Origin of the sequence: Kitasatospora sp. NPDC098663 (assembly GCF_044760075.1) — a bacterium.
Classification (GTDB): Bacteria; Actinomycetota; Actinomycetes; order Streptomycetales; family Streptomycetaceae; genus Kitasatospora.
In genome coordinates this window covers 287053-310240 of record NZ_JBIWAP010000005.1, presented here as the reverse complement: position 1 = coordinate 310240, position 23188 = coordinate 287053, and the positions used below count along the sequence as shown (strand labels likewise).

At 72.0% G+C, this 23188-nt stretch carries 21 protein-coding genes and 1 pseudogene; 9 read left to right on the top strand and 13 right to left on the bottom strand.

Annotation, left to right across the window (positions count from 1 at the left end):
* Nucleotides 1-137: 137 nt before the first annotated feature.
* Nucleotides 138-1385 carry an NADH:flavin oxidoreductase/NADH oxidase family protein gene (locus tag ACIQVZ_RS08035; protein ID WP_402448068.1) on the bottom strand — a complete coding sequence of 416 codons (1248 nt, stop codon included), beginning with the start codon at nt 1383-1385 and terminating at the stop codon, nt 138-140.
* 88 nt (nt 1386-1473) lie between these two features.
* Here ACIQVZ_RS08035 and ACIQVZ_RS08030 point away from each other — a divergent pair, with 88 nt between their 5' ends.
* Together ACIQVZ_RS08030 and ACIQVZ_RS08025 are read left to right on the top strand one after the other, a co-directional pair.
* On the top strand, nt 1474-2079 hold the full coding sequence (locus ACIQVZ_RS08030; RefSeq protein ID WP_402448067.1) for a TetR/AcrR family transcriptional regulator: 606 nt from the start codon (nt 1474-1476) through the stop codon (nt 2077-2079).
* A gap of 161 nt (nt 2080-2240) precedes the next feature.
* Nucleotides 2241-3050, top strand: coding sequence for an ArsR/SmtB family transcription factor (locus ACIQVZ_RS08025; protein WP_402448064.1), 810 nt, complete (start codon nt 2241-2243; stop codon nt 3048-3050).
* A 139-nt stretch (nt 3051-3189) separates the two neighbouring features.
* On the opposite strand, the gene ACIQVZ_RS08020 is transcribed toward ACIQVZ_RS08025, so the two are convergent.
* Both ACIQVZ_RS08020 and ACIQVZ_RS08015 read right to left on the bottom strand, forming a co-directional pair.
* Entirely contained in the window at nt 3190-4158 is a 969-nt protein-coding gene (locus ACIQVZ_RS08020; protein WP_402448062.1) for a metallophosphoesterase, read from the bottom strand.
* 123 nt (nt 4159-4281) lie between these two features.
* Nucleotides 4282-5361 carry an IPT/TIG domain-containing protein gene (locus ACIQVZ_RS08015; protein WP_402448060.1) on the bottom strand — a complete coding sequence of 360 codons (1080 nt, stop codon included), beginning with the start codon at nt 5359-5361 and terminating at the stop codon, nt 4282-4284.
* 526 nt (nt 5362-5887) lie between these two features.
* Between ACIQVZ_RS08015 and ACIQVZ_RS08010 the strand changes: the two genes are divergently transcribed.
* Entirely contained in the window at nt 5888-6592 is a 705-nt protein-coding gene (locus ACIQVZ_RS08010; RefSeq protein WP_402448058.1) for a TetR/AcrR family transcriptional regulator, read from the top strand.
* Between the two features lie 81 nt (nt 6593-6673).
* Here ACIQVZ_RS08010 and ACIQVZ_RS08005 read toward each other — a convergent pair whose 3' ends face one another.
* Nucleotides 6674-8311: an amidohydrolase gene (locus ACIQVZ_RS08005; RefSeq protein WP_402448056.1), complete on the bottom strand. Its 1638-nt coding sequence runs from the start codon at nt 8309-8311 to the stop codon at nt 6674-6676.
* Nucleotides 8312-8412: 101 nt separating this feature from the next.
* Entirely contained in the window at nt 8413-9831 is a 1419-nt protein-coding gene (locus ACIQVZ_RS08000) for an APC family permease (protein WP_350886838.1), read from the bottom strand.
* A gap of 384 nt (nt 9832-10215) precedes the next feature.
* Here ACIQVZ_RS08000 and ACIQVZ_RS07995 point away from each other — a divergent pair, with 384 nt between their 5' ends.
* Both ACIQVZ_RS07995 and ACIQVZ_RS07990 read left to right on the top strand, forming a co-directional pair.
* Nucleotides 10216-10872, top strand: a complete 657-nt coding sequence (locus ACIQVZ_RS07995) for a hypothetical protein (RefSeq protein ID WP_402448054.1) — start codon at nt 10216-10218, stop codon at nt 10870-10872.
* A complete protein-coding gene (locus ACIQVZ_RS07990) occupies nt 10869-11258 on the top strand; it encodes a transcriptional regulator (RefSeq protein WP_402448052.1) in 390 nt (129 codons plus the stop codon). Before ACIQVZ_RS07995 ends, ACIQVZ_RS07990 begins: the two co-directional genes overlap by 4 nt.
* A gap of 170 nt (nt 11259-11428) precedes the next feature.
* On the opposite strand, the gene ACIQVZ_RS07985 is transcribed toward ACIQVZ_RS07990, so the two are convergent.
* A complete protein-coding gene (locus ACIQVZ_RS07985; protein ID WP_350886800.1) occupies nt 11429-11923 on the bottom strand; it encodes a cupin domain-containing protein in 495 nt (164 codons plus the stop codon).
* Between the two features lie 606 nt (nt 11924-12529).
* Here ACIQVZ_RS07985 and ACIQVZ_RS07980 point away from each other — a divergent pair.
* Nucleotides 12530-13798 carry an FAD-dependent oxidoreductase gene (locus ACIQVZ_RS07980; protein WP_402448050.1) on the top strand — a complete coding sequence of 423 codons (1269 nt, stop codon included), beginning with the start codon at nt 12530-12532 and terminating at the stop codon, nt 13796-13798.
* A 75-nt stretch (nt 13799-13873) separates the two neighbouring features.
* Here ACIQVZ_RS07980 and ACIQVZ_RS07975 read toward each other — a convergent pair whose 3' ends face one another.
* The 3 genes from ACIQVZ_RS07975 to ACIQVZ_RS07965 form a co-directional block, all read right to left on the bottom strand.
* Nucleotides 13874-14092: a hypothetical protein gene (locus tag ACIQVZ_RS07975; RefSeq protein WP_350886804.1), complete on the bottom strand. Its 219-nt coding sequence runs from the start codon at nt 14090-14092 to the stop codon at nt 13874-13876.
* Between the two features lie 67 nt (nt 14093-14159).
* Nucleotides 14160-15548, bottom strand: a complete 1389-nt coding sequence (locus ACIQVZ_RS07970; RefSeq protein ID WP_402448048.1) for an NUDIX domain-containing protein — start codon at nt 15546-15548, stop codon at nt 14160-14162.
* A 431-nt stretch (nt 15549-15979) separates the two neighbouring features.
* Entirely contained in the window at nt 15980-16708 is a 729-nt protein-coding gene (locus ACIQVZ_RS07965; RefSeq protein WP_402448046.1) for a hypothetical protein, read from the bottom strand.
* A 326-nt stretch (nt 16709-17034) separates the two neighbouring features.
* On the opposite strand from ACIQVZ_RS07965, the gene ACIQVZ_RS07960 reads away from it, so the two are divergent.
* Nucleotides 17035-17340: a hypothetical protein gene (locus ACIQVZ_RS07960; RefSeq protein ID WP_402448044.1), complete on the top strand. Its 306-nt coding sequence runs from the start codon at nt 17035-17037 to the stop codon at nt 17338-17340.
* 37 nt (nt 17341-17377) lie between these two features.
* Here ACIQVZ_RS07960 and ACIQVZ_RS07955 read toward each other — a convergent pair whose 3' ends face one another.
* Both ACIQVZ_RS07955 and ACIQVZ_RS07950 read right to left on the bottom strand, forming a co-directional pair.
* Nucleotides 17378-17818 (bottom strand): hypothetical protein, encoded by a 441-nt coding sequence (locus ACIQVZ_RS07955; RefSeq protein WP_402448043.1) that lies wholly within the window; start codon nt 17816-17818, stop codon nt 17378-17380.
* A gap of 127 nt (nt 17819-17945) precedes the next feature.
* The gene (locus ACIQVZ_RS07950) at nt 17946-18533 is read right to left on the bottom strand and encodes a TetR/AcrR family transcriptional regulator (protein ID WP_402448041.1); all 588 of its coding nucleotides are present in this window, start codon (nt 18531-18533) and stop codon (nt 17946-17948) included.
* Nucleotides 18534-18612: 79 nt separating this feature from the next.
* Between ACIQVZ_RS07950 and ACIQVZ_RS07945 the strand changes: the two genes are divergently transcribed.
* Nucleotides 18613-19506: an NADP-dependent oxidoreductase gene (locus ACIQVZ_RS07945; RefSeq protein ID WP_402448085.1), complete on the top strand. Its 894-nt coding sequence runs from the start codon at nt 18613-18615 to the stop codon at nt 19504-19506.
* A gap of 47 nt (nt 19507-19553) precedes the next feature.
* On the opposite strand, the pseudogene ACIQVZ_RS07940 reads toward ACIQVZ_RS07945, so the two are convergent.
* Nucleotides 19554-20158: pseudogene (locus ACIQVZ_RS07940) on the bottom strand (amidase family protein); the annotation flags it as partial.
* Between the two features lie 91 nt (nt 20159-20249).
* Nucleotides 20250-20453 carry a cold-shock protein gene (locus ACIQVZ_RS07935; protein ID WP_030918248.1) on the bottom strand — a complete coding sequence of 68 codons (204 nt, stop codon included), beginning with the start codon at nt 20451-20453 and terminating at the stop codon, nt 20250-20252.
* 514 nt (nt 20454-20967) lie between these two features.
* Here ACIQVZ_RS07935 and ACIQVZ_RS07930 point away from each other — a divergent pair.
* Complete coding sequence (locus tag ACIQVZ_RS07930) at nt 20968-23022, top strand: transglycosylase domain-containing protein (protein WP_402448039.1); 2055 nt, start codon at nt 20968-20970, stop codon at nt 23020-23022.
* The last annotated feature ends 166 nt before the right edge of the window (nt 23023-23188 follow it).

Sequence of the window (23188 nt, the reverse complement as noted above, 5' to 3'; positions counted from 1 at the left end):
GGGGGACCCTGTGGGAGAGTAGGACGCCGCCGAACAATCATTCACAGAGAACCCCCATCCGGGAGACCGGATGGGGGTTCTCTGCATTTCCGGGGCAATGGGTCCCCCCCACTGGCGGCTACGCGGCCCGGGAGTGCCTACGCCGCTTCGGGCCGGCGGGTGTCCAGCCAGGCGCGGTAGCGGCGCAGGGCCTTGCGCTGCTGGAGCTGTTCGACGAGCAGGGCCACGGCGGGGTGGGTGCCGGGGGCGGGGGCCCGGCCGGAGGCGAGGCGGCGCAACTGGTGGCGGACCTGTGCCATGCCGGCGGCGGAGGCGAGTGCCTTGTCGGACCAGGTCACCGGGCGCAGGGCGCGGTCGGCTTCGGTGCCGGCGTCCCAGCGGAGGGGCAGGTCGGGGGTGACGGCGAGGGCGGTGCCCATGCCGATCACCGCGACGCCGTCCGCGAGGACCTGCTCGGCGGTCTCACGGCGGGTGATGCCGCCGGTGAGCATGAGTGGGAGCGGGCTGGTGCGGACCAGGTCGGCGGCCAGGTCGAGGAAGTAGGCCTCGCGGGAGCGGGTGCGCTGGTCGGCGGGGCGGCCGGTCATCGCGGGGCTCTCGTAGCTGCCGCCGGAGAGTTCGACCAGGTCGACACCGAGGGGGGCGAGCATGGCGATCACCTGCCGGGCGTCGTCGGTGTCGAAGCCGCCGCGTTGGAAGTCGGCGGAGTTGATTTTCACGGCGACGGCGAACCGCGGTGGGACGGCGGAGCGGACGGCCCGCACCACGTCCAGCAGCATCCGGGCGCGGTTGGCCGGTGAGCCGCCCCAGGCGTCGGTGCGGGTGTTCACCAGGGGGGAGAGGAACTGCGAGAGCAGGTAGCCGTGGGCCGCGTGGATCTCCACGCCGTCGAAGCCGGCCTGGGCGGCGCGGCGGGCGGTGGTGGCGAAACGCTCGACGGTGGTGGCGATCTGTTCGGGAGTCATGGCGGTGGGGCGGCCGAAGCGGCCGCTGTGCCGGCCGAGGTCGACGCCGATGTCGGAGGGGCCCCAGACCACGCCGGGCAGGCCGGAGGGCACCTGGCGGCCCGGGTGGTTGATCTGCATCCACACCGAGGCGCCGCCGGACTTGGCGGCCCGGGCCCAATCGGTGAAGGGTTCCAGGGGAGCGGCGGCATCGAGGACGACGCCGCCCGGGCCGGTGAGCGCCTCGGCGTGGACCATGACGTTGCCGGTGATCAGGAGGCCGCTGCCACCCGCGGACCAGTTGCGGTAGAGGTCGAACAGCCGCCGGTCGGGCAGCTGGCCGTCGTCGGCCAGGTTCTCCTCCATGGCCGCCTTCGCGATCCGGTTGGGCAGAACCGCGCCCGAATCCAACCGCAGTGTCGTGAACAGGTCGTCCGCCACGGGGGTCTCCTCACCCTGGACTAGAATGTTTGCACTGTTCACATTAGGACGGCGATGTAAGCAGTGCAAACATGAGTGAGGGTGACCCATGCCACAGCAGACCGGCTCGTACCACCACGGCGACCTGCGGGTCGCCTGCCTGCGCGCAGCCCGTGACCTCCTGGAGGAGGACGGCAGCGCCGCACTGTCACTGCGTGCCGTCGCCCGCCGGGCCGGCGTCTCGGCGACCGCCCCCTACCGTCATTTCGCCGACCGGGAGGCGCTGCTCTCCGCCGTCGCCGCGCAGGGGTACCGCGAACTCGCCGAGCACCTCGCTGCCGCGCACCCCGCCCCGCGCGAACCCGAGGACCTCGCCGCCGTCGCCGCCGCCTATGTTCGCTTCGCCGTCGACCGGCCCGCGCTGTTCCGGGTGATGTTCGCCGAACCCTGTGACCCCGCGGACGCGGAACGGGCCGCGGCGACCGCCGCGATGTGGGACTACGTCGGCGGAATCGTCGGCGACACCTTTCCCGGTGCCGACCGTGAGGCGATGTCCACCGCCGTGTGGGCGCTGGTCCACGGCTTGGCCTTCCTCCACCTCGACGGAAAGCTCGACGCCGCTGATCCCGCCGCAGCGGACCACCGCGTCCGGGCGGCGGTCCGCACGCTGCTGGACACCGCCCGGACCCACTCTGGTACGGATTCGGCCCGCTGATCCGGGGCGAGGCCATCCCCGGTCGGGTGGCGACGGGCCGGCCGGTCGGCTCGCCGGCCACGGCAGCACCGATGTGCCGGGCGTCGCCGTTGACAAGCAGCCAAACGGCTGCCTAATGTGAAAAGGCAGCTGTTTGGCTGCCTGATGGGGGGTGGCGTCGGATGGACGAGATATTCAAAGCCCTGGCCGACCCCAGCCGCCGCCGGCTGCTGGACCGCCTGCGCGCCCACAACGGGCAGAGCCTGCGGGAGCTGTGCGCCGGGTTGGACATGGCCCGGCAGTCGGTCAGCAAGCACCTCGCCCTGCTGGAGGCGGCCGAACTGGTGACCACCGTGCGGCAGGGCCGCGAGAAGCTGCACTACCTGAACGCCGCTCCGATCAACGCCATCGCGGACCGCTGGATCAGCCAGTTCGACCGCGGGCGGGCCGCCGCGCTCGCCGATCTGAAGAGAGCACTGGAGCAGCCACCCATGGACAACAACGCCTTCGTCTACACGACGTACATCAACACCACACCCGAGCGGCTCTGGCAGGCGCTCACCGACCCCGCCTTCACCGAGCGCTACTGGGGCGTGCGCCTTGAGACCGACTGGGCCGAGGGCTCACCCGTCGTCTGGGCCGAGCGCGGCGCACGGAGCGCCGACCCGGAGCAGGTCGTACTCGTCCACGAGCCGTACCGGCGGCTCTCCTACACCTGGCACACCTTCACTCCGCAGTGGGCCCGGACGGTCGGTGTCGGCGAGGAACTGCGCGCCGAACTGGCCGGGGAACGCCGGTCGAAGGTCACCTTCGAGCTGGTGCCGCACGGCAACCAGGTGAAGCTGACCGTCACCCACGACGACTTCGACCCCGCCGGGGCCCTGCGCTCGATGTGCAGCCAGGGCTGGCCGGCCATTCTCTCCAGCCTCAAGACACTGCTGGAGACGGGCGAAGCCCTGCCCACCGCCGGGCAGCCGGTCCACGAAGGCTGACCGCCGACAGGCTCCGACCGCCCGTCCCGAGCGGATCAGGGCGCCGCCGCTCGAACGGTTGCGCCCTGATCCGCGCCGGCTCCGTCGGGCGGGAACTGCCCGCCCGGCCCGGGCCCGGCTCAGGGACCGGAAGGGCCGCTCATCGTGTTCGGCGCATCGGACGCGGTTCGCCGAAGCGTTCCTCGAACTCGGCGTCGCTCAGGGCCCGGAGCTCCTCGCCGGTGATCCGGCCCGCCAGCAGATCGGCGAGGAAGACGGGGAGCGGGGCGTCGCGCATGGTGTCGCTGATCTCACCGGGCACCGTGTGGACCGCGCTGTCGATGCGACCGTCGGGATGGAGGGTGTAGGTGCGGTAGCCGGGGCCCTGGAAGCGCCGGTTCACGTGGTCGATGCTGAAGAAGGTCGACGGGCACACGTACACGGGGCGCTGTTCGAACTCGCCGGACAGGTCGCCGTGCAGGTGGCCGGCGCCGATTGCGCGAATCTTGGGGAAGTCGCGCATCAGCACGGCGAGTTCGCTGTAGCTCTCGACGGCCGGGGCGGTCCGGCGCAGGGGCGGCTGGTGCAGCCACACGAAGACGTGGTCGGCTTCGGTGGTCATCAGGATCGCGCGGGCGCGTGCCTCCTCGGCCGGGGTGAGGCCCGGTTGGGCGGCCGCGTGTACGCGGTCGTCGCGGTCGTGGTAGGTGCCGTCGGCGGCTGCCTCGCGGCCGTGCGCGTTGGTGTCGAGGAACAGCATCAGCCAGTTCCCGACCCGGACGGCGGGTTCGAGGTGCACGTTGGGGCGGGGCAGGCAGGCCTGCAAAGTGTCCTGGCGGTCGTGGTTGCCGGCGAGGCAGTAGACCGGGGTGGGGAGGGCGTCCAGGACCCCGCCTATCCGCCCGTACGCGCCCGGCTCGCCGGTGTCGGCCAGGTCTCCGGTGGCGACCACCACGGCGGCGTCCGTGATCGCCTGCTTCGCGTCCGCGAGGACGGCGGCGAGTCCGGTGTCGGGTTCGTGGGTGACGAAGTTCCGGGCCCCGGGGGAGTTCCGGAAGTGCAGGTCGGATATCTGGACGATGCCGATGGCTCCGGCTTCCGGAGCAGCCGGGTTCGAGTGTCGCTTCATGCACCCTCGCTCGGTGAGGAAAGATCACTTGCTTTTCGACGGACGACCCCAAGGTAAGTAAATGGCATGACTGCCAAATGGCAGTCATGCAAATTTCTTCCGTCGGCCGGCGGGCGGGTTCGCCTATGGGTGCGAGGGGGGCGGGGTGTACGTGAACGGCAGGGGCGCGCTCGTGCCGCCCGCCGTGGTCACCGTGACGTCCACCGGTCCGGGCGCGTCGGCGGCCGGTGCGGTGGCCGTGCACAGCTGCGGGCCGCAGGAGAAGTGCGCGGCCGGGTCGCCGTCGAACGCGACCGTGCCGGCGGCCAGGTCGTCGCCGACGATGATCACCTGCTCCCCGTCCTGGCCCGGGCCGTTGGGGGTCAGGTGGACGATCGAGGGCACCGGCCTGGGCGGCGGGGCGCCGGTGTACTCGAAGTCGGCCGGGGCCGGGACGGTCCCGCCGGGCGCGACCACGGTGATGTCGGCGGTGTCCGAGCCGCCCGGGGTGGTCACCGTGCAGGCGGTGTCGGTGCAGGTGCCGGGGGCGGCGACGCCGCCGATCAGCACCATGGCGCCGTACAGGCCGGTGCCGGTGACGGTGACGGGCGTGCCGCCCGTGCCCGGGCCCGTCGTGGTGTCGACGCCGTCGACCTGGGGCACCGGCGGGATTGCCGGGGGCTGCTGGTCGCCCCCGAACAGGTGGGTGGAGACGTGTCCGGTCGGGTCCGGGTCGTTGGGGTTGGCCACCAGGGCGGTGATCGCGCCGGTGATCGGCCCGGTCCCCGCCGCGTGGACGGTCACCTTCATGAAGTCGGAGCGGCCGGGTGCGCGGTGGCGCAGGACGACGGCCTCCAGGTGGCGGCCGTCGGCGGAGACGGTCTGGGTGAAGGTGTAGTCGGGCGGCATGGAGTAGAACATCGCGCCGCCGGTGGTGACCCCGGGCGGCAGGTCGATGGTGAAGTGGGTGGGCCCGGTGAGGTCCTCGGTTCCGGCCGAGGTCCAGGACAGCGAGAAGACGCCGTCCCGTTGCTGCTCGGTGGGGTAGTTCCCGGCCTGGGACAGGGTGACGTGCTGGCCGGTGGCGGGCGGGCTCTCGACGGGCGCCGCCGAGACGGTGGCGGTGGCGGTGGCGGTGGCGGTGGCGGTGGCGGTGGCGGTGGCGGCGGTCAGGGACAGGGCTGCGGCGAGGCCTGCCGTGACCAGTCTGGTGAGCGTGGACATGTAAGGAATCCTCGCGGGCGCCCCGCCCCGCCGAGGGCGGTTCCGGGCACCCGTTCGAGAATGGCGGAATCCCGCTCCGCTGGGACCGGCAAGAACCCGTCACACCCGTCGCACCCCGTCAGAAACCGCCAGGACCCGCCACCGTCCCAACGGGGCTTCTCCGGAGCCGAGTTCGCCGGCCCTCGGGGCAGCTGAACCTCGGCGGCGTCATGATGTACTCGCTCGAAGCCGACGACGCCGGCGCCACCCTCCTCCATGCCGCCACCGGTCTGCCGTAGCCGGGTGAGTCCGGTCGAGGGTGTCGACGACGGCCTCGATCCACTGGCGGACTCGGGCGAGCCTGCCGAAGCGGGCCGGCTCGCCCCTGCGGCCGGGTCGTCCAGTCGGCCGTCCTGCGGTCGCCGATCGTCACCACCGCCACGGCCGGAGGGCGGCGGCCAGGAACCCGCCGGCGCCCCCGCGCCGGACCGGGCGGAGTCGCGGGCCCTCTGGCCTACGTCAAGTCTGTTGACCTACGCTGCCGGGCATGAGCGAACGGGTAGTCCCCGAGCCCCGACGGCAGCGTCGGCGGCCCACCAAGCAAGGCGTCGTCCTGTCCGGCGAACTGATCGTCGACACCGCGCTCCGGCTCATCGAGCAGCACGGCGCCGCCGCGCTCACCGTACGGCGGCTCGGTACCGCGCTCGGCGCCGATCCCAGCGCTGTCTACCGCTACTTCCGCAGCGCGGACGACCTGCTGCTCGCCGTCGCCGACGAGCTCATCGGCCGCGCCCAGCACGGTTGGCAGGCCACCGGCGACTGGCGCGCCGACCTGCGCGCCATCGGCCTGCGCATCCACGCGGCCTACCTGGCCCACCCGCAGGCCGCGCTGCTCGCCGCCCACCGCACCACCGGCCGCACCTACGAGATCGCCGCCGTCGAGGCCATCCTCGGCGTCCTGCGCGGGGCGGGCTTCCCCGACCGCGAGGCCGTCCGGATCTACCACGCCTTCGTCGACCAGAGCCTCGGCTTCGCCGCGCTCGACGCCGCCGCCCTCGCCCTGCCCGCCGCTGCCCAGGCCGCCGACCTGGAGGTCTGGCAGGCCTCCTACGCCCGGCTCGACGCCACCACCCACCCGCACATCGCCGCCACCGCCCGCCTCCTCACCAGCGACATGCGCCGCAGTGGCTATCCCTACGCCCTCGACCTCCTCCTCGACGCCGCCGCGGCCCGCCTCCCGGCCACGGGCTGAGCGCGGCCGGGAGGCGGGCCGGAGCACGGGCGGATCCGGAGTGCGGCCCGCCGCCGGGGCACCGGGTCACCCCCGGGCGGTTCAGTCCGCCGCGTGGACGAGCCGGCCGCCGACGTAGGTGCGCAGGACGCGGGCGTCGGCGATCTCCTCGGCCGGGGCGGTGAAGAGGTCGCGGTCCAGGACGACGAGGTCGGCGAGGTGGCCCGCGGTGAGGGTGCCTGCGTCGTCATGGCCGTTGACGTGGGCGGTTCCGGCCGTGTAGGCGGCGAGGGCGGAGGCCAGGTCGAGGCGCTGCTCGGGCAGGAAGACCCGGGCGTCGGCGGCCCCCGGCTCCCTCCGGTTGACGGCCACGTGCAGACCGGCCAGCGGGTCCGGGCTGCTCACCGGCCAGTCGCTGCCCGCCGCCAGGGTGGCGCCAGCGCGCTGGAGCGCGCCGAAGGGGTACTGCCAGGCGGCGCGTTCCGGTCCGAGGAAGGGGATGGTCAGCTCGTCCATCTGGGGCTCGTGCGCGGCCCAGAGCGGCTGGATGTTGGCGATCGCGCCGAGCCGGGCGAAGCGGGGCAGGTCGTCCGGGTGGACGACCTGGAGGTGGGCGAGGTGGTGGCGGGTGTCGCGCCGGCCATTGGCGGCGCGGGCGGCCTCGACCGCGTCCAGTGCCTCGCGGACGGCCCGGTCGCCGAGCGCGTGGAAGTGCACCTGGAAGCCGAGCGCGTCCAGTTCGGTGACGTACCCGCGCAGGGCGACCGGATCGACGAAGCTGAGGCCCGAGTTGGCGGTGGCGCAGCCGCACCCGTCCAGGTAGGGGCTGGTCATCGCGGCGGTGAAGTTCTCGGCGATGCCGTCCTGCATGATCTTCACCGAGCCGGCCCGGAACCGGCCGTGGCTCAACTCCGTGCGCCGCTCGACGAGTTCGGGGATCTGATCGGCACCTCGGTCGCGGTCCCACCAGAGCGCGCCCGTCACCCGGGCGGTCAGTGCGCCGGAGCGCGCGGCGGCCAGGTAGGCGTCGGACGGGTCCGGCTGGCCGTTGAACGCGCCGAGCAGCGCGTCCTGCCAGCCGGTGATGCCGAGCGAGTGCAGCAGCCGCTGCGCGCGCAGCAGCCCGTCCAGCCGGTCGGCGGCGGTGGAGGGCGGGACCAGCCGGGCGACCAGGCCGGTGGCGCCCTCCTGGAGCGTGCCGCTCGGGGTGCCGTCGCCCTCGCGCTCGATCCGCCCGTCGGCGGGGTCGGGGGTGTCCCGGGTGAGGCCGGCGAGCTCCAGGGCCCGGGTGTTGGCCCAGGCGCCGTGGTGGTCGCGGTTGGTCAGGTACACCGGGCGGTCGGGGACGACGGAGTCCAGCAGTTGGCGGGTCGGCAGGCCGCCCTCGAAGCTCTCCATCGACCAGCCGCTGCCGGTGATCCACGCCTGGTCGGGGTTGGCGTCGGCGTAGGCGCGGATCCGCTCCAGGTAGTCGGCGACACCGACCGTGCCGGTGAGGTCGCAGGCGGCCAGCTCGGCGCCGCCGAAGACCGCGTGGACGTGCGCGTCCTGGAAACCGGGCAGCAGCAGTTTGCCGGTGAGGTCCACGACCTCCGTCCCCGGCCCGATCAGCTCCCGGACCTCGTCGTGGCCGACGGCGGTGATCCGCTCGCCGGTCACGGCCAGGCAGCTCGCCCGGGTACGGGCGGCGTCGCCGGTGTGGACGGGGCCGTGGGTGAAGACCAGGTCGGCCTCGGGCATGGGGGTGCTCCGTTCTCTCATGGTTTCCGCGGGTTCTCGGTCGGTGTCGGGCCGGAATTCGGTCGGTTCCGGCCGGAATTCGGTCGGCTTCGGGTCGAAATTCAGTCGGTTTCGGGCCGGAAGTAGGGTGAGCGCCGCCGCCAGCGGGCCCAGGCGGCCGCCGGCAGCCCGGTGACGATCATCAGCACCGTCACGGTCAGCTCGAACCACCCGTTGTCGGCGGCCAGTTCGAAGTGGTCGGCGGAGTCGTAGAACGACCAGGCCAGGTAGCCGCCGACGGCGAGCAGCGCCGCTGCGCCCAGCAGCGGGCCGACCACCGCGCGCAGCCCCTCCAGCGGGGCGCTGCGCAGCAGGTGCCGGAACCGGACGGCGGCCGCGACGGCGGTCAGCGCGTAGTACAGCGCGACGATGATGCCGATCGCGTTGACGGCGGCTGAGATCAGGTCGTTCACGGTGGGGATGGCGATCGAGGCGAGCGCCAGGGCCATCGCGATGCCGGTGATCAGCAGTGTGCCGACGGCGGGCGTCGTGTGCTTCGGGTGCAGCCGGGTCCAGACCGGGCCGAGCACGCCGTCGCGCCCCATCGCGTACATCCCGCGCGCCGTCGGGATCACGGACGACTGCAGGGAGGCCACCGCCGAGAACATGAGCGCGATCAACGGCAGGGCGGCCAGCGGCTGGTGGGCGAGCGTGGTGCCGAAGTAGGTGAGCCCGTGCGCGCCGTTGTCGGCCAACTCGTCGAGCGGCAGCACCCGTTGGAAGGCCGTGCCGGCGAGCAGGAAGAGCAGCAGCATCACCACCAGGGCGAGCATGCCGCCCCGCGAGGCGTCCCGGGGGCTGCGCACCTCCTCGCCGACGCTGAACACCGACTCGAAGCCCCAGTAGCAGAACACCGCCAGCACCATGCCCTGGGCGAGCGCGTCGAAGGACGGGATGTCGAACGGGTTGAACCACTGCGGCGAGAACGGCTGGTCGCCGGCGAACAGCCCGTACCCGCAGAAGCCGAGCAGCACCGCGTACTCGAACACCAGCAGCGCCTTCTGCAGCCGCGCGGCCAGGCCCAGGCCGCGCACCGCCACCAGCGCCGCGCCGGCCAGGACCACCAGGCCGAGCAGGGTGCACTGGACGGTCGAGTCGGCGTCGAGGCGAAGGCCCGCGACGCTGCGTACGTGGGCCAGGTCGAGGAGCTGGATGATGGAGGAGCCGGTGACCGTGGTGGTGTAGGCCATGAAGACCACGGTGCCCACGGTGTTCACCCAGCCGGTGAGGAAGCCCAGCCAGGGGCTGAGTATTCGGCCCACCCAGCGGTAGCTGCTGCCGGCGTCCGGTTCCACGGCGTTCAGCCGACCGTACCCGCCCGCGATGGCGAGCACGGGCAGGAAGGCCAGCAGCATGATCGCGGGCAGGTGCAGGCCGACGACTCCGGCCATCAGTCCCAGGCCGATGCCGATGCTGCTGGTGGCCGCCGTACTGGAGGCGGCGATCGTCGCCCCGTCCAGCAGGCCGATGGACTTGTGCATGGTGACGTGGGGGTTGCTCGCGTCCGGTCTCGGAACGCTGCCCGTGTCCTTCACCGTCGGTGTCAACGGATCACCGCCTTGCTCGTGTGGGGGGAGGGTGCGAGCTATGAAACCGGCGGTGTCCTCACACGTCAATGCTGTTGTCATAAGGGTCCGCTCCGCCGCGCGTCCGGTGGGGGGTGTTGTGACGGCTGCGGGGGTGGGGCGTGGGCCAGAGCGGCCAGCGCGGCCGGACCGGCGCCCTCGGCGGCCCCGGTCGGGGCCCCGACCGGGGCGGGCCGGCGGCCGACGGAGTTCCTGGCGATCAGGGGGTCCGGCACGTCTTCCAGAGCGTTGCAAATAGATCTCTAGACACAATCAGTTTGTGATGCAAACCTTAGCCCCATGGCAACCCACTCTGTCCCGCCCCCAGGCGACCCCCGCTCCCTCCTGGCGATGAAGCGGTCCCTGGTCCACCACGTCCGTCGTGAGCAGCGCGGTGGCTGGTTCCCCCTCCTCGTCTTCGCCGCCGTGCGGTTCGGCGCGGCGCCGGTGGTCCGCTACGGCCAAGGCGACCGCGTCGGCGACCTGCCGCCGGCGATGTGGTACTGGCCGGTGGCACTGCTGCTCGCCTATGCCGCGATCAGCTGGTTCTACCTGCGCCGTTCCGACCGGCGCGGCCTGGGCAACCGGGTCGGACCGTACCTGGCGCTGGGCGTCGTCCTGGTCGTGCTCATCACCGTCTACACGGCGTGGACGGCCACGCACCCGGGGTTCCTCGCCGATCTCCACGGAGCGTCGCCCGTCGCGCTGTTCTTCAACACGGTGGTGAGCCCGGCCGGCACGATCGGCCTGGCGCTGCTGCTGCTCGCCCGGATCGAGCGCAGCTGGCCGCTCCTCGCCGTCACCTGCGGGTACCTTGTCGTCATGCTCAGTTCCGGCAGCCGTCCCGACCCGTCCCCGTGGGGCTTCCCGAGCCTCCTGCTCGACGGAGGTGTGCTGCTGCTCGGCGGCATCGGCCTCGCCCTGCTGCAGCGGATCCAGGGGCGGTCGGCCGCATGACCGAACACCCCACCAGCAGCCTTGACGACGTCGTGCACCAGCGCGTCCGCCTGGGCATCCTCGCGGTGGCCGAGGAAGCCCGGCGGGTGGAGTTCACGTTCCTGCGCGGCACGCTCGGTCTCACCGCCGGCAATCTCTCCCAGCACCTCGGAGTCCTGGAGAAGGCGGGTCTGGTCACGATCGACAAGGGCTACGAGGGCAAACGCGCCCGCACCTGGATCCAGCTCACCAAGGCGGGCAAGAAGGCCCTGCACGACGAGATCGCGACGCTCAAGACCTTGATCCGCCAGCTCGAAGGACCCGGAGCGCTCGCAGGACCCGGGGGGCACGAAGGGCGCGGCGGTGAAGCCGACCCCGGTTCGGCCGCTGCCCCCGCACCGGGCTGAGCCTTCGGTCCGACGTCCGGAGGCCGTCATCCGGGTGGCGGCCTCCTCCCGGGCATCGGGGAGGCGTTCATCGAGTCCTGCGAGGACGGCTCCTTCGAGGACGGCTCCTGCCCGACTCCGGTGCCGGCCAGCAGCCCGCCGACGGTCCAACTCCCGGCCGGACAGGCCGGTCAGGCCAGGAAATGGTCGTGCCGGCCGTAGAGTTCCGCCCATTCCGCGTCGCTCATCGGGCGTTTTCGGGCCGCGATCTCCGCGATCTCCTCGAAGAACGATTCACGTGGCACGCCCGGCACGAAGAGCATCAGCATCGAGGCCGGTTCGTGGGACTCGTTGCGGAAGCCGTGCACAGCGCCCTCCGGCACGTGCAGGAAGTCACCCGCCCCGGCGTCGATCCACCGTTCGCCGTCGTACAGGCGCATGATCCCGGACAGGACGAAGAACGACTCGGACATGGTCCGGTGGAAATGTGGAGCGGGGCCTGTCGGCCGAGGCCCCATGTCCAACCGGTACAGGCCGAACGTCTTGTTCGCGGAGGGCGTGTCGACCAGGTAGTGGACTCGTGTTCCCCCCGCGCCGATCGACACGTCCGGCGCGGCGACGCCGAATCGGAGATTTGCCGTATTCTCGCCCGATTCGCCCCAGTAGTGGGCTATTGGGTAGGACATGGCGGATTTCCCTTTCGAGATATTCGCGTGATCGGCCGGTGGTCCGGTCCGTCGCCCCGGCGACGCATACGACGTGTGTCCGGCCGGCTGCCGACGGTGCCGGACAGGGCGGCGGCCGTTCGGCCCGAGGGCGCCGAGCGCGTCCGGAGCACCCCGCGGGGCGTGTGCCTGGCGGCGCCACCGGCGCCACCGGCTCTTCGCGGCCCGAGCGGACCAGGGCGTCCGCAGGCCCCGGCGGCCCGACGAGGGCCATAGGTCCACGGTGCGCCGAGGTGGCCGTCGGCGCACCCGCAGCAGCCCGGCGGCGGCCTGCGACGGGGCGGGGCCGCCGCCGGGCACCGGAGGACCTGCGCGCCACAAGTCCGCGCGGGCTGATTCGAGCGGTGGGTCGGCACCCCGCCGCGTGACGCCCGGGGCCGCCCTCCCAGGGCCGGAATGCCGGTGGATCCCCTCCACCCGGCGGGTCACTGCTACTGTGGGCCCAGATTCAACGGAATGCGCGAAAAATCGCTCCTGAATGGTGTTTCTGAGCGGCGCCCTCGCGGTGTTTGTTCCCTTCGCGGAACCCCAGTGCTTCCTTCGTGACCACAACGAAGGCAGAAGACTGTGCACCAGCACCGTGTCATCATCGCCGGCGCCGGACTCGGCGGCCTCACCCTCGCCCACGGGCTGCGCGCCCGCGGCTTCGACGTCGCCGTGTACGAGCGGGACCGGCACCCGGACGCGAGGCCGCAGGGCTACCGCGTCCAGCTCGACGAACCCGGGCTCGCGGGCCTGGAACGCTGCCTGCCGGAGCACCTCTTCCGGCTGGGCCTGGCGACCGCGGCCTCGCCGCCCGCCCGGGTCTCCGTCCGTGACCGCCACCTGGGCGTGCTCGCGGACCGGCCCACCGCGCCGGGCCCCGATCCCATCGGAGGCACGGCCCGCCCGTACCGCTCGTACGCGTTCAACCGGCCGACGCTGCGCCAGATCCTGCTCTCCGGCCTGACGGACACCGTGCGCTACGGCGCGGAACTGCTGAGCTGGGAGAGGGGGCAGGACGGAACGGTCACCGCGCGGTTCGCCGACGGCCGCAGTGTGAGCGCCGACCTGCTCGTCGGCGCGGACGGGGTCGGATCGGCGGTACGCCGACAACTGCTGCCGCACGCCCGGGTCGAGGACGCGGGACTGCGCCTGATCTACGGCAGGATTCCGCTGGATGCGCTCGATGCGCTCGATGCGCTGGATACCGGAGTCGGAGAGGTCGAAGAGGCGGAGGCGGGCGCACTGCCGCCGTGGGTGTTCGACAGCATCTTCACCGTGGTGACCGGAGGGCCGGGAAGTCCGCATGTCGGCTTCGGGCCCGTGCGGTTCGCCCGCGCCCCCGGTGCCGCCGGCCCGGCGCACACGCCGCCCGTCCCCCTCGCCCCCGTCGGCGACTACATCGCCTGCCTGGTGGGAGCGCCGGCGGACCACCCCGCCATGCCCTCGTTCGAGGCGCTGCGCGGTCTCGACGGTCCCGCGCTGCGCGAGCTGGCCGGACGCCTGGTGGGCGACGACTGGCACCCCGATGTGCACCGCCTCCTGGACCACTGGGAGACCGGCTCGCTGTTCCCGCTGCGCATCTCCACGGCGAGTCCCGTACCACCGTGGGAGCCGGGCCCCGTCACCCTGCTCGGGGACGCGATCCACGCCATGAGCCCGGTGCTGGCGATGGGCGCGAACACCGCGATCCGCGACGCCGCCGAGCTGACGCGGACCCTGGCCGGGGCCGCGGCCTCCGGCGCGCCGCTCGTGGACGGCGTACGCGCCTACGAGCTCCGGATGCGGGAGTACGCCTTCCCCGTCGTGGCCGCCTCCCGGCGGACCGGCCGACAGCGGGTCGGACAGCACTGACGGCCGAGAGGGGCGAGTCCTGGTACCGGATTGCGGCGTCAGGAACGTCGGCTGTCGAGCCGGTCACCCGGGCGGTCACCCGGGTGGTCGCCGGGGCAGGTCGAGGCGGACGAGGTGCTGGTCGGTGCCGCCGTCGGGCCGGTGCACGGTGCGGTAGGCGTACGGGGCGGTGCTGGCGGGGAAGGTGACGATGCCTTCCTCCACGACGGGCCGCTGGTCGGCGATGGCCCGCAGCCGGGCATCGGTGTCGGCCGGCAGCTGCGGCTCGGGCGGGCGGCGGTGGCGGCCGGCCATCCTCAGGCCGTCGGTTCCGACGGGGCCGGACGGTCCGGCCGGCCGGTTTCGCTGCGCCGGGGCCGGTTCACGAGGTCCTCCTCGCGGGCCGGCCGGCGCTGTCGGCCAGCAGCGGCAGGTAGTGCTGGAGGTACGGCGGGACCTTGAGGTCGAGCACCTCGGCCAGGGGGACCATGCGGACGGCCAGGCCCTCGTCGCCGAGCCGGAGGTCCGTCTCCGGGCCGTCCCAGGCGGCGTGCAGGACGCGGGTGAGCGGGGAGACCAGCTCGTGGTGCGGGCCGGGCAGGATCCGCAGCCCCGTGATCTCGATGCCGGCTTCCTCGCGGACCTCGCGCGCCGCGTTCTCCTGCGGGGTCTCGACGCCCTCGCGCCAGCCGCCGATGGGGGTCCAGTAGCCCGGCCAGGCGATGCCCGGCTTGTCGTCGCGGTGGTGCATCAGCAGCCGGCCGTGCCGGTCGGTGACGAGGACCATGATTCCTTCGAACTCGCCCTCTGGGGACGGGCGTTCCAGGTACAGCGGGGTGCCGCAGCGGTGGGCGCGCAGTGCCTGGAGGAGCCGCTGGTAGCGGTCCGGTGACATCAGGTCGCACCAGTCGTGGGCGGTCTCGAAGCGCCACTCGGTGTGCTCGGCCGGGTCGAGCCGGATGCGGGCCTGCTGCTCGGGGGTTAGAACGCCGCCGTCGAAGACGTATCCGCACACCGGCACCGGGTACTCCGTGCCGGCCTGCTCGTGGACGACCGCGATCAGGCGCCGCCGGGCGATCACCTCGGGGTTCTCCGCGGCGAGGTCGAGTCCCAGTTCCTCCTGGGCCTCGCGCAGTGCCGTGCCGAACGGGGTCTCGCCGTGTTCGACGTTGCCGCCGGGGAGGTTCCACACGGACGGGTTGATGGTCGATCGCATTCCGAGGACGCGGCCGTCCGGGTCGGTGACCAGGAAGCACCCGTAGACCGTGGGCCGCGCGATGGTGGTGAGGTAGCCGCCGACCGGCCGCCAGCCCGGGATCGCCAGGCGACGGGTGAGCCACCTGATCACCTCGCGCTCGCCGTCGCCGGTCTGCGGCAGTTGGTCGGGGCGGGCCCACTGCTGGTCGTCGTGCTCGGCCGACAGCGTGACCGGGGTGCCGTCCGGTACGACGGTGGTGAACACGAACTGCCGTACCCGACGGCCGTTCCGGTCGGTGAGGTCCAGGCTCCGCGCGTACTCCAGCGGTAGCCCGGCGAGCCCGGTCCGCTCGGCCAGTTCCCGGGCAGCGCCCGCCTCGACCCCCTCGCCGTCCTCCCGGTCGTCGGCCTCGTGGCCGCCGCCCGGGTACTCCCACAGGCCGGGAAGGGCGTCGTGCGCGGCCCGGCGGATCAGCAGGATCCGGCCGGAGGGGTCGCGGACCACCACGCCGACGCCGATCCGCTCGATGCCCTCGTGGGCGGCCAGTGCGGTCAGCACCTTGAAATCGATCACTGCGCGGACTCCTCGTTCACTCGGGCCGACGGGGCTGTTGAGCGAGGGCGACGGGACGCTCCTCCTGCCGGCGCGCCGGGGCAGTCCAAAGCAGCCTCGGGGAAGCTGAGCCGGGGTGACCGTGTGGTCGGCAGGGGACAGATGATGGCGCTGTTCGAACGCGGGGTTCAAGCAGGTCACCTCCGGGCGCGCCCGGGGCGAACGGGGAGTTTTCGAGCACCGCGCCGCCGCGGTGGGTACGCCCTCCGGCCGGTCGCGAACGGCCGTCGGGCAGGCTGCGGGCCTGCTGCTGATGCCCGCGTGGGCGGCGGGGCCGCGCGGGGAGCAGCCGTCGCCGGCCTCACTCGTTCGGCTGGCCAGGCGGTTCAGGAGGTTTCCGCCGGCGGCCCGCCGGCGGCTTCCTGGGCATTCATGGCGCGAGCTTGTCATGGTCACATGTTGGCGCTGATCTGACCGCCGGTGCTGAGCACCATGTACACGCCGTTGGCGACGGCTCCGGCGTCCTGCTGGTTCGCCTCCAGCGTGCCGTTCACCGCGCCGTCGTTGCCGAGGATCTGCGCGCGGTAGTGGAGTTCGCCGATCTTCGTGACCTTGGCCGTCCAGCCGCCCGCGAGCTTGAACGTGCCCGGCCCCTGGTGTCCGCCGCCCATCCAGGAGTGGGCCGTGCCGTCCATCGAGAGCACGATGAACATGTCGTTGAAGTCGACCCCGGCGTCGGAGTCGTGCGTCTCCAGCGTGCCGTACTCCGTACCGTTGTTGACGATCTTGGCGACGTAGTTCTGGTTGCCGGTCGCGCGGATCTCGGCCGTGCTGCCGTCGACCAGCTTCTGGGTGCGGACCGGGGACGTCCCCTTGGGCGGGGCGGCCGGCGGCGTGGTGGTGTGGCGCGTGGTGGGCGTGGCGGCCGGTGGGGCGGTGCCGGGCGCGGGGGGTGCGGCCGGCGCGGCGGTGTCGGGAGCGGTGGGAGCACTGGGCGCGGCGGCCGGCCGGGTGGTGCCCTGCGCGCTGGGCGTCGTGGGCGTGGCGGCCGGCGCGGCGGTCTGGTTCGCGGGGGACGGGCTGGAGCAGGCTGTCGCGGTGGACACCAGCAGAGCGGCCGCCAGGGCGGAGCCGGCCAGCGTGCGGACGGCGGACGAGCGGCGGTTCGTTAAGGTCGACATGCGGTGCTCCTGGGCGAAGTACGGGTGAGGAACAGCTCGTTGCCGGTGGCCTCTCCTGCGGGGGCCAGGAGCAACGTGGCTGCGTACAGGAACGAAGTTAGTGCGAGCAGTCGACGAAACAGACCCTGCTATGTCACCGGACTGCTACGCCCTCCCCGTACCCCGCACCTGCACCGCAGGCCCTCACCTGCACCGCAGGTCGGCGCGCCACCGAACCGAAGCGGAAGGGTCCGGTTTCGGCCAGTTGTGCTGTTCATGTATACGCGCATTCACATCTTCGAAATGCTGGCCGCACATGCTGTCGGATCTACGGCAAGGAGAAGGTCATGCGTCGAATCGCAGCCATCGGCACCGGGGCGGCACTGCTCATGGGAGCGGGGCTGATCGCCGCGCCGTCGGCCTCGGCGACCTCCTACTGCGTCACCAACCAGGGCCAGAACTGGGGCTCCGTCAACTGCCAGACCAGCGCCCCGAAGAACCACTGGCAACTCGTCCTGATCTGTGAAAGCGACAGCGTCAAGGGCATCCGGCAGACGGTCAACGGCCGCTGGCACACCGGCGACGGCTCCGACACCCTGTACTGTCCCACGGGCTACAGCGCCGCCCTCACCAACGTCAACAGCGACAACTGACTGATGGGGGTGCGTGCCTGAGTGGTTTCCCGGGCGATCAGCGGTCGCGGGCCGGCGCGTCGCGCAGTGCCTCCTCGAAGGCCGAGTGCGGGTACTGGTCGGTGCCGAATCCGGGCATTTCGAGCTTCTTGAGCTGCCCGCCGACGACGTGGGACACCAGCGGCACGGGCAGGGCGTCGGGCCAGAGGCCGGTCCGCTTGCCCTCGGAGAGGACACGGCGGAACGCGCCGGTGGATCCCCGCAGGCTGCGGCCGTTCGCCTTCAGCTCCTCTGCGGCGCACTCGCCGTCGCCTTCGACGACCTGAAGCAGGATCTGCTGCGCCCGGGGCGGCAGGCGGTCGTAGTACGAGCGGGCCCGCTCCGGTGTCCAGCGGTCGTCGGGCAGCGTGGTCACGACGGCGTCCGGCATGGTGGCGAAGGCGAGCAGCTTCTCCAGCGCCTCGGGGGTCGGATTCTCCACGGTGATCGTGATCCTCATGGCGCAACACCCTTGCAGCCCCGGATCCTGAACACAAATAACCGCAGTAGATGTGTTGCAGACAAGAAGGTCCCTTCGAGTTGTCGAAGGGACCTTCAGCGCGGTTGCAGGGCTGCTCCGCGATGCTTCACGCGCGTCGAGCAGAGCCGGTGACCTCCCAGGCCGCCTCGATCATCCGGAAGATCTCGTCCACCGCGGCCTCCGGATCGGCCGCCTCGCGGGCCAGCGTGTAGGCGTCGATCGCGAACCTCGCGATCGCCCGGCAGGCCGTCGTGGTCTCTGACAGGCCGAGGTCGGCGGCGATGGCCGTTGCCAGCGAGTCCGCGTGGCGCAGCCTCATCGACTCCTCGTACTCCCGCAGGGCGGGTGATTCCTCGATCATGCGCCAGATCGGGGCGGCGTCGTCCGCCGTGCAATGGCGCACCAGGGCGTGGACCTCGCGGCGCAGCGCGGGGATGAGCGGCTCCTGCGGCGCCCGGGCGGTGGCTGCCTGGGTGAGGCGCTGCTCGAAGTCGTCGTCCCGTTCGAACACCAGAGCCTCTTTCGAGGCGAAGTGGGAGAAGAGCGTGGTGACGGCCACGTCGGCCTCGGCGGCCACGTCCCGGATCCCCACCGCGTCGTACCCGCGCTCCAGGAAGAGCCGCAGGGCGGTGTCGGCGATCTTCTGGCGGGTCGCGGCCTTCTTGCGTTCGCGGCGTCCGGGCGGCACGGTCATGCGGTCACGCTAGCAGATACATAGGTGGAACTGTTTCAAAACACTAACCGTTAGTGCTACGGTCGGCCGCATGAAGAACATGAAGAAGGTGAGCTTCGCCGAGTTCGGCGGCCCGGACGTTCTGCGGCTCGTCGACGCCGAGCGGCCCCACCCGGGCCCCGGTCAGATCCGCGTCGCCGTACGGGCGGCGGGCGTGAACCCCGTCGACTGGAGGATCCGCGAAGGCCAGTTCCTCCAGGCCCATCCGATCGAGTTGCCCTCCGGCGTCGGGCAGGACGCCTCGGGGGTGGTGGACGAGGTCGGCGAGGGCGTCGACGGGATCGAGGCCGGCGACCACGTGTTCGGCGAGGGCTCAAGCACCTACGCCGAGTTCGCCGTGCTGTCGGCCTGGGCCCGAATGCCCGAAGGGCTGACGTTCGAAGAGGCGGCCGGCTATCCCTCCGTGGTGGAGACCGCGCTGCGCATCATCCGTCAGGTCGGCGTGCGGCCCGGGCAGACGCTGCTGGCCAGCGGCGCGTCCGGGGGAGTCGGCTCGGCGGTGCTGCAGATCGCCCGCGACCGTGGCATCACGGTGATCGGCACGGCCGGGGCCGCGAACCAGGACTACCTGCGCAGCCTGGGTGCCGCCGCCACGACGTACGGCGAGGGCTGGGTCGAGCGGGTGCGGCGACTCGGCCAGGTCGACGCGGCGCTCGACCTGGCCGGTTCGGGCGTGATCCGCGAACTCGTCGAGCTGACGGGGGATCCGCAGAAGGTGATCTCCATCGCCGATCTCGGGGCGCCGCAGTTCGGCGTCCGGTTCTCCGGCGTGGCCGGGAGCATGCCGGAGGCGCTCGCCGAGGCCGTCGACCTCATCGCGCGGGGCAGGCTCCACATCCCGGTCGAGAAGTCGTACACGCTCGCCGAGGCCGCGGCGGCGCACATCGACAGCCGCGCCGGTCACACGCGGGGGCGCCGGGTCGTGCTCGTCTGAGCCGTTTTCTGCGCAGTCGCACGACCCGGCTCCCCCGGAGGCGTTCGTCAGCGGCCCGGGGCGTTCCCCGCCCACACGGAGGGCGTGCGGTGCGACCACGGGTTCGCTTGTTCGAGTTGCCCGGCGAGGCGGAAGAGGAGGCCTTCGCGGCCGTACCCGGCGGCGAACTGCATGCCGATCGGCAGTCCCGTCCCGGTGTCGGCCGTCAGCGGTACGGACATGGCGGGCGTGCCCGCCACGTTGAACGCCGCGGTGAACGGCGAGCGGTCGAGGGGCGGTCGATCCAGCCGAGGCCGTCCAGCGCCTCCCCGCCCTCGGTGTAGGTGTTCAGGAGCGGGGGGAGCTCCGGCAGGGTCGGGGTGAGCAGGATGTCGTACGCGTCGAAGTACCGCGCCAGGCTGCGGGCGACCCGCTTGCGGACCGCGAACGCGACGACGAACTGGGCGCCGCTGACCTGCCGCCCGTAGTGGTAACTGGTGAGAGTTCCCGGTTCGAGGGTCGAGGGGTCGACGGGCCGCCCGAGGGCGGCGGCCAGCCCGTCGACCATGGCGGTGAGATTCGCCGCCATCAGACGGGCGTTGGCCAGGACGAACTCCTCCCAGCCGACCCCGAGGTCGACCTCGGCCTCCTCCACCTGGTGGCCGAGGGATTCGCGTCATGACGCACATGCCGAAGGGCCCGCACCGGGCAATATGTGCGCGGTGCGGGCCCCTCGCTGCTAGGCGGGTGCCGTGGCAGAAAAACTACAGCGGACGAATGTTCTCGGCCTGCGGGCCCTTCTGACCCTGCGTGACGTCGAACTCGACCTTCTGGCCCTCGAGCAGCTCACGGAAGCCGTTGGCGTTGATGTTCGAGTAGTGGGCGAAGACGTCCGGGCCGCCACCCTCCTGCTCGATGAAGCCGAAGCCCTTTTCCGCGTTGAACCACTTCACAGTGCCATTAGCCATAAAAAAATCTCCTTCAAGGGGCTTTCCGAAGCCCGCACCATGCAGGCTTCGAGTCGCCGCGATGAGCACCCACCCGGGGAAGAGCCGGGAAACAAAAATGCGCCTGCGAAACATCAGCAGGCGCACACAAAGTTCATGGGAACCACTACTGCAACTAAAACGACTCTAGCAGGCTCCGGGCCGCCACGGGCGAAATATTTTCATCCCGGGTTTCGCGGGAGCCTCCCCCCGGGGGCCGCCGGCTTCGGAAAGACCGCCCTTGCACTCTCGGGCGCAGACAGCGGGAAGTGTCAATTCTGCCGGCTGTATGCCGGGCTACGGGAGTTCGTTCAAGCTGCACGGGGTGTTCCGAGACTTCTCACCTCCGGGTCCAGGTGATCAAGGCGCAGCCGGGTCTGCCGGCGGCGCCGAGAGCCCAGGGGCGGTAGCGCGGCAGGTTGTCACGCGGCTGTGACACGGCGGGGCCCACCTCCCAAGGAGTTCCTCATGACGCGCACGTAACGTCGCGCACGACATGGCGGAGATGCGGGAGGCGATGGAGATGCGGAAACTGGGGCAAGGTACGCGGCTGATCGGGGTGAGCGTGATCGCCGGGGTCGTGGCGGCGGGCATAGCCCTGCCCGCGGTGGCGGCCGCCGGGCTCGGCGCCCAGTCGGCGGCCGACGACTTCCAGAGCCTGCCCGACGACTTCAAGACCCCGGCGCTCTCACAGGCCTCGACGATCCTCGACGCGCAGGGCGGCACGATCGCCACCGTGTACGACCGCGACCGCACCGTCGTCCCGGCGGACCAGATGTCCCCGCTGGTGAAGACCGCACTCGTCGACATCGAGGACAACCGGTTCTACGAGCACGGCGCGATCGACCTCAAGGGCGTGCTGCGCGCCCTGGACAAGAACGCCACCTCCGGCGGCACCGCGCAGGGCGCGTCCACGCTGACCCAGCAGTACGTGAAGAACGTCTTCGTCGACGAGGCGGGCGACGACCCGCAGAAGGTGGCCGAGGCGCAGCGCCAGACGATCGGCCGCAAGATCCAGGAACTGAAGTACGCGATCAAGGTCGAGGAGACCCTGAGCAAGGACCAGATCCTCACCAACTACCTGAACATCACCTTCTTCGGGGAGAAGGCCTACGGCATCGAGTCGGCAGCGCGGCGCTACTTCGGCGTGCACGCCAAGGACCTCACCCTGCCGCAGGCCGCGCTGCTCGCCGGCCTGGTGCAGTCGCCCACCGGCTACGACCCGACGGTCAACCCGACCGCGGCGAAGGACCGGCGCGACACCGTGCTGCGCAAGATGGCCGAGTACGGGCACATCACCAAGGAGCAGGCCCAGCAGGCCATCGCGACCCCGCTCGGGCTCAACGTCCAGGCGCCGCAGCAGGGCTGCATCCTGGCCAAACAGGGCGAGGGCTTCTTCTGCGACTACGTGCGCCAGACGGTGCTCACCGATCCGGCCTTCGGCAAGTCGGCGGCCGAACGGCAGGCGGTGTGGAAGCGCGGCGGCCTCCAGATCCACACCACGCTCGACCCCAAGGCCCAGGCCTCGCTCTACACCTCCGTCACCGCCCACGTGAACGCCGGCGACCAGGCCGCGACCGCGATGAGCATCGTCGAGCCGGGCACCGGCAAGATCCTCGCGATGGGCCAGAGCCGCCCGTACGGCGTCGACGGCAAGCAGCACCAGACCCAGATCAACTACAACGTCGGCAAGGCCATGGGCGGCGGGCTCGGCTTCCCGACCGGCTCGACGTTCAAACCGATCGTTGCCGCGGCGGCCCTGGAGAACGGCATCTCGCCGAGCCAGAGCTACACCACCGACTACAGCATCCCGTGGCCGGCGATGACGGACTGCTCCGGCGGCCGGTTCCCCTCCGCCGGGCAGGTGCACAACGACAGCCAGAGCCTCACCGGCCAGTTCGACATGAAGACGGCCATGGCACAGTCGGTCAACACCTACTTCGCCAAGCTGGAGGGCGACGCCGGGCTCTGCAACGTCGCCCGGATGACCAACGAGCTCGGCATCACCCAGCAGGCGGGCGGCGAGAAGCTCCAGGTCGTCCCGTCGATGACGCTCGGCAGCAACGACCTGACCCCGCTGGAGATGGCCGGCGTCTACGCGGCCTTCGCCGCCCACGGCACCTACTGCGCGCCGACCGCCATCGCCTCGGTGACCGGCCCCGACGGCAAGCAGCTCGCGGTGCCGCAGGCGAACTGCTCCGCCGTGATGTCGACCACCACCGCCGACACCGTCACCGCGATGCTCAAGGGTGTCGTCGAGGACGGCACCGGCCAGACCGCCGGCCTCAGCAGCCGCGACAGCGCCGGCAAGACCGGCACCACCGACGCGAGCCGCCAGGTCTGGTTCGTCGGCTACACCCCCGAGATGGCCGGCGCCACCGTCGTCAGCGACACCGACAACCCCAAGCCCCTGGACGGCCAGCGCATCGGCGGCACCGTCGTGGGCCAGGCCTTCGGCGGCACCCTGGCCGGCCCGATCTGGCGCGACGCCATGAACGGCGCCCTCGCCGACACGCCGGCCGGCACCTTCACCCCGGTGCAGCTGCCTTAGCGTGCGCGGGACGAGCGTGCTCGTCCCGCGCACGTACGCCGAGCCCGGGGCCGCGCCGACGGAACTCGGCGCGGTCCCGGCGCCCGGCGGCGGCCCCCGCGAGCACCTGCGGCCGAGCACCTGCGGCCGGGGGCCGAGCACCTGTAGCCGGGGGCTGGGGGCCGGG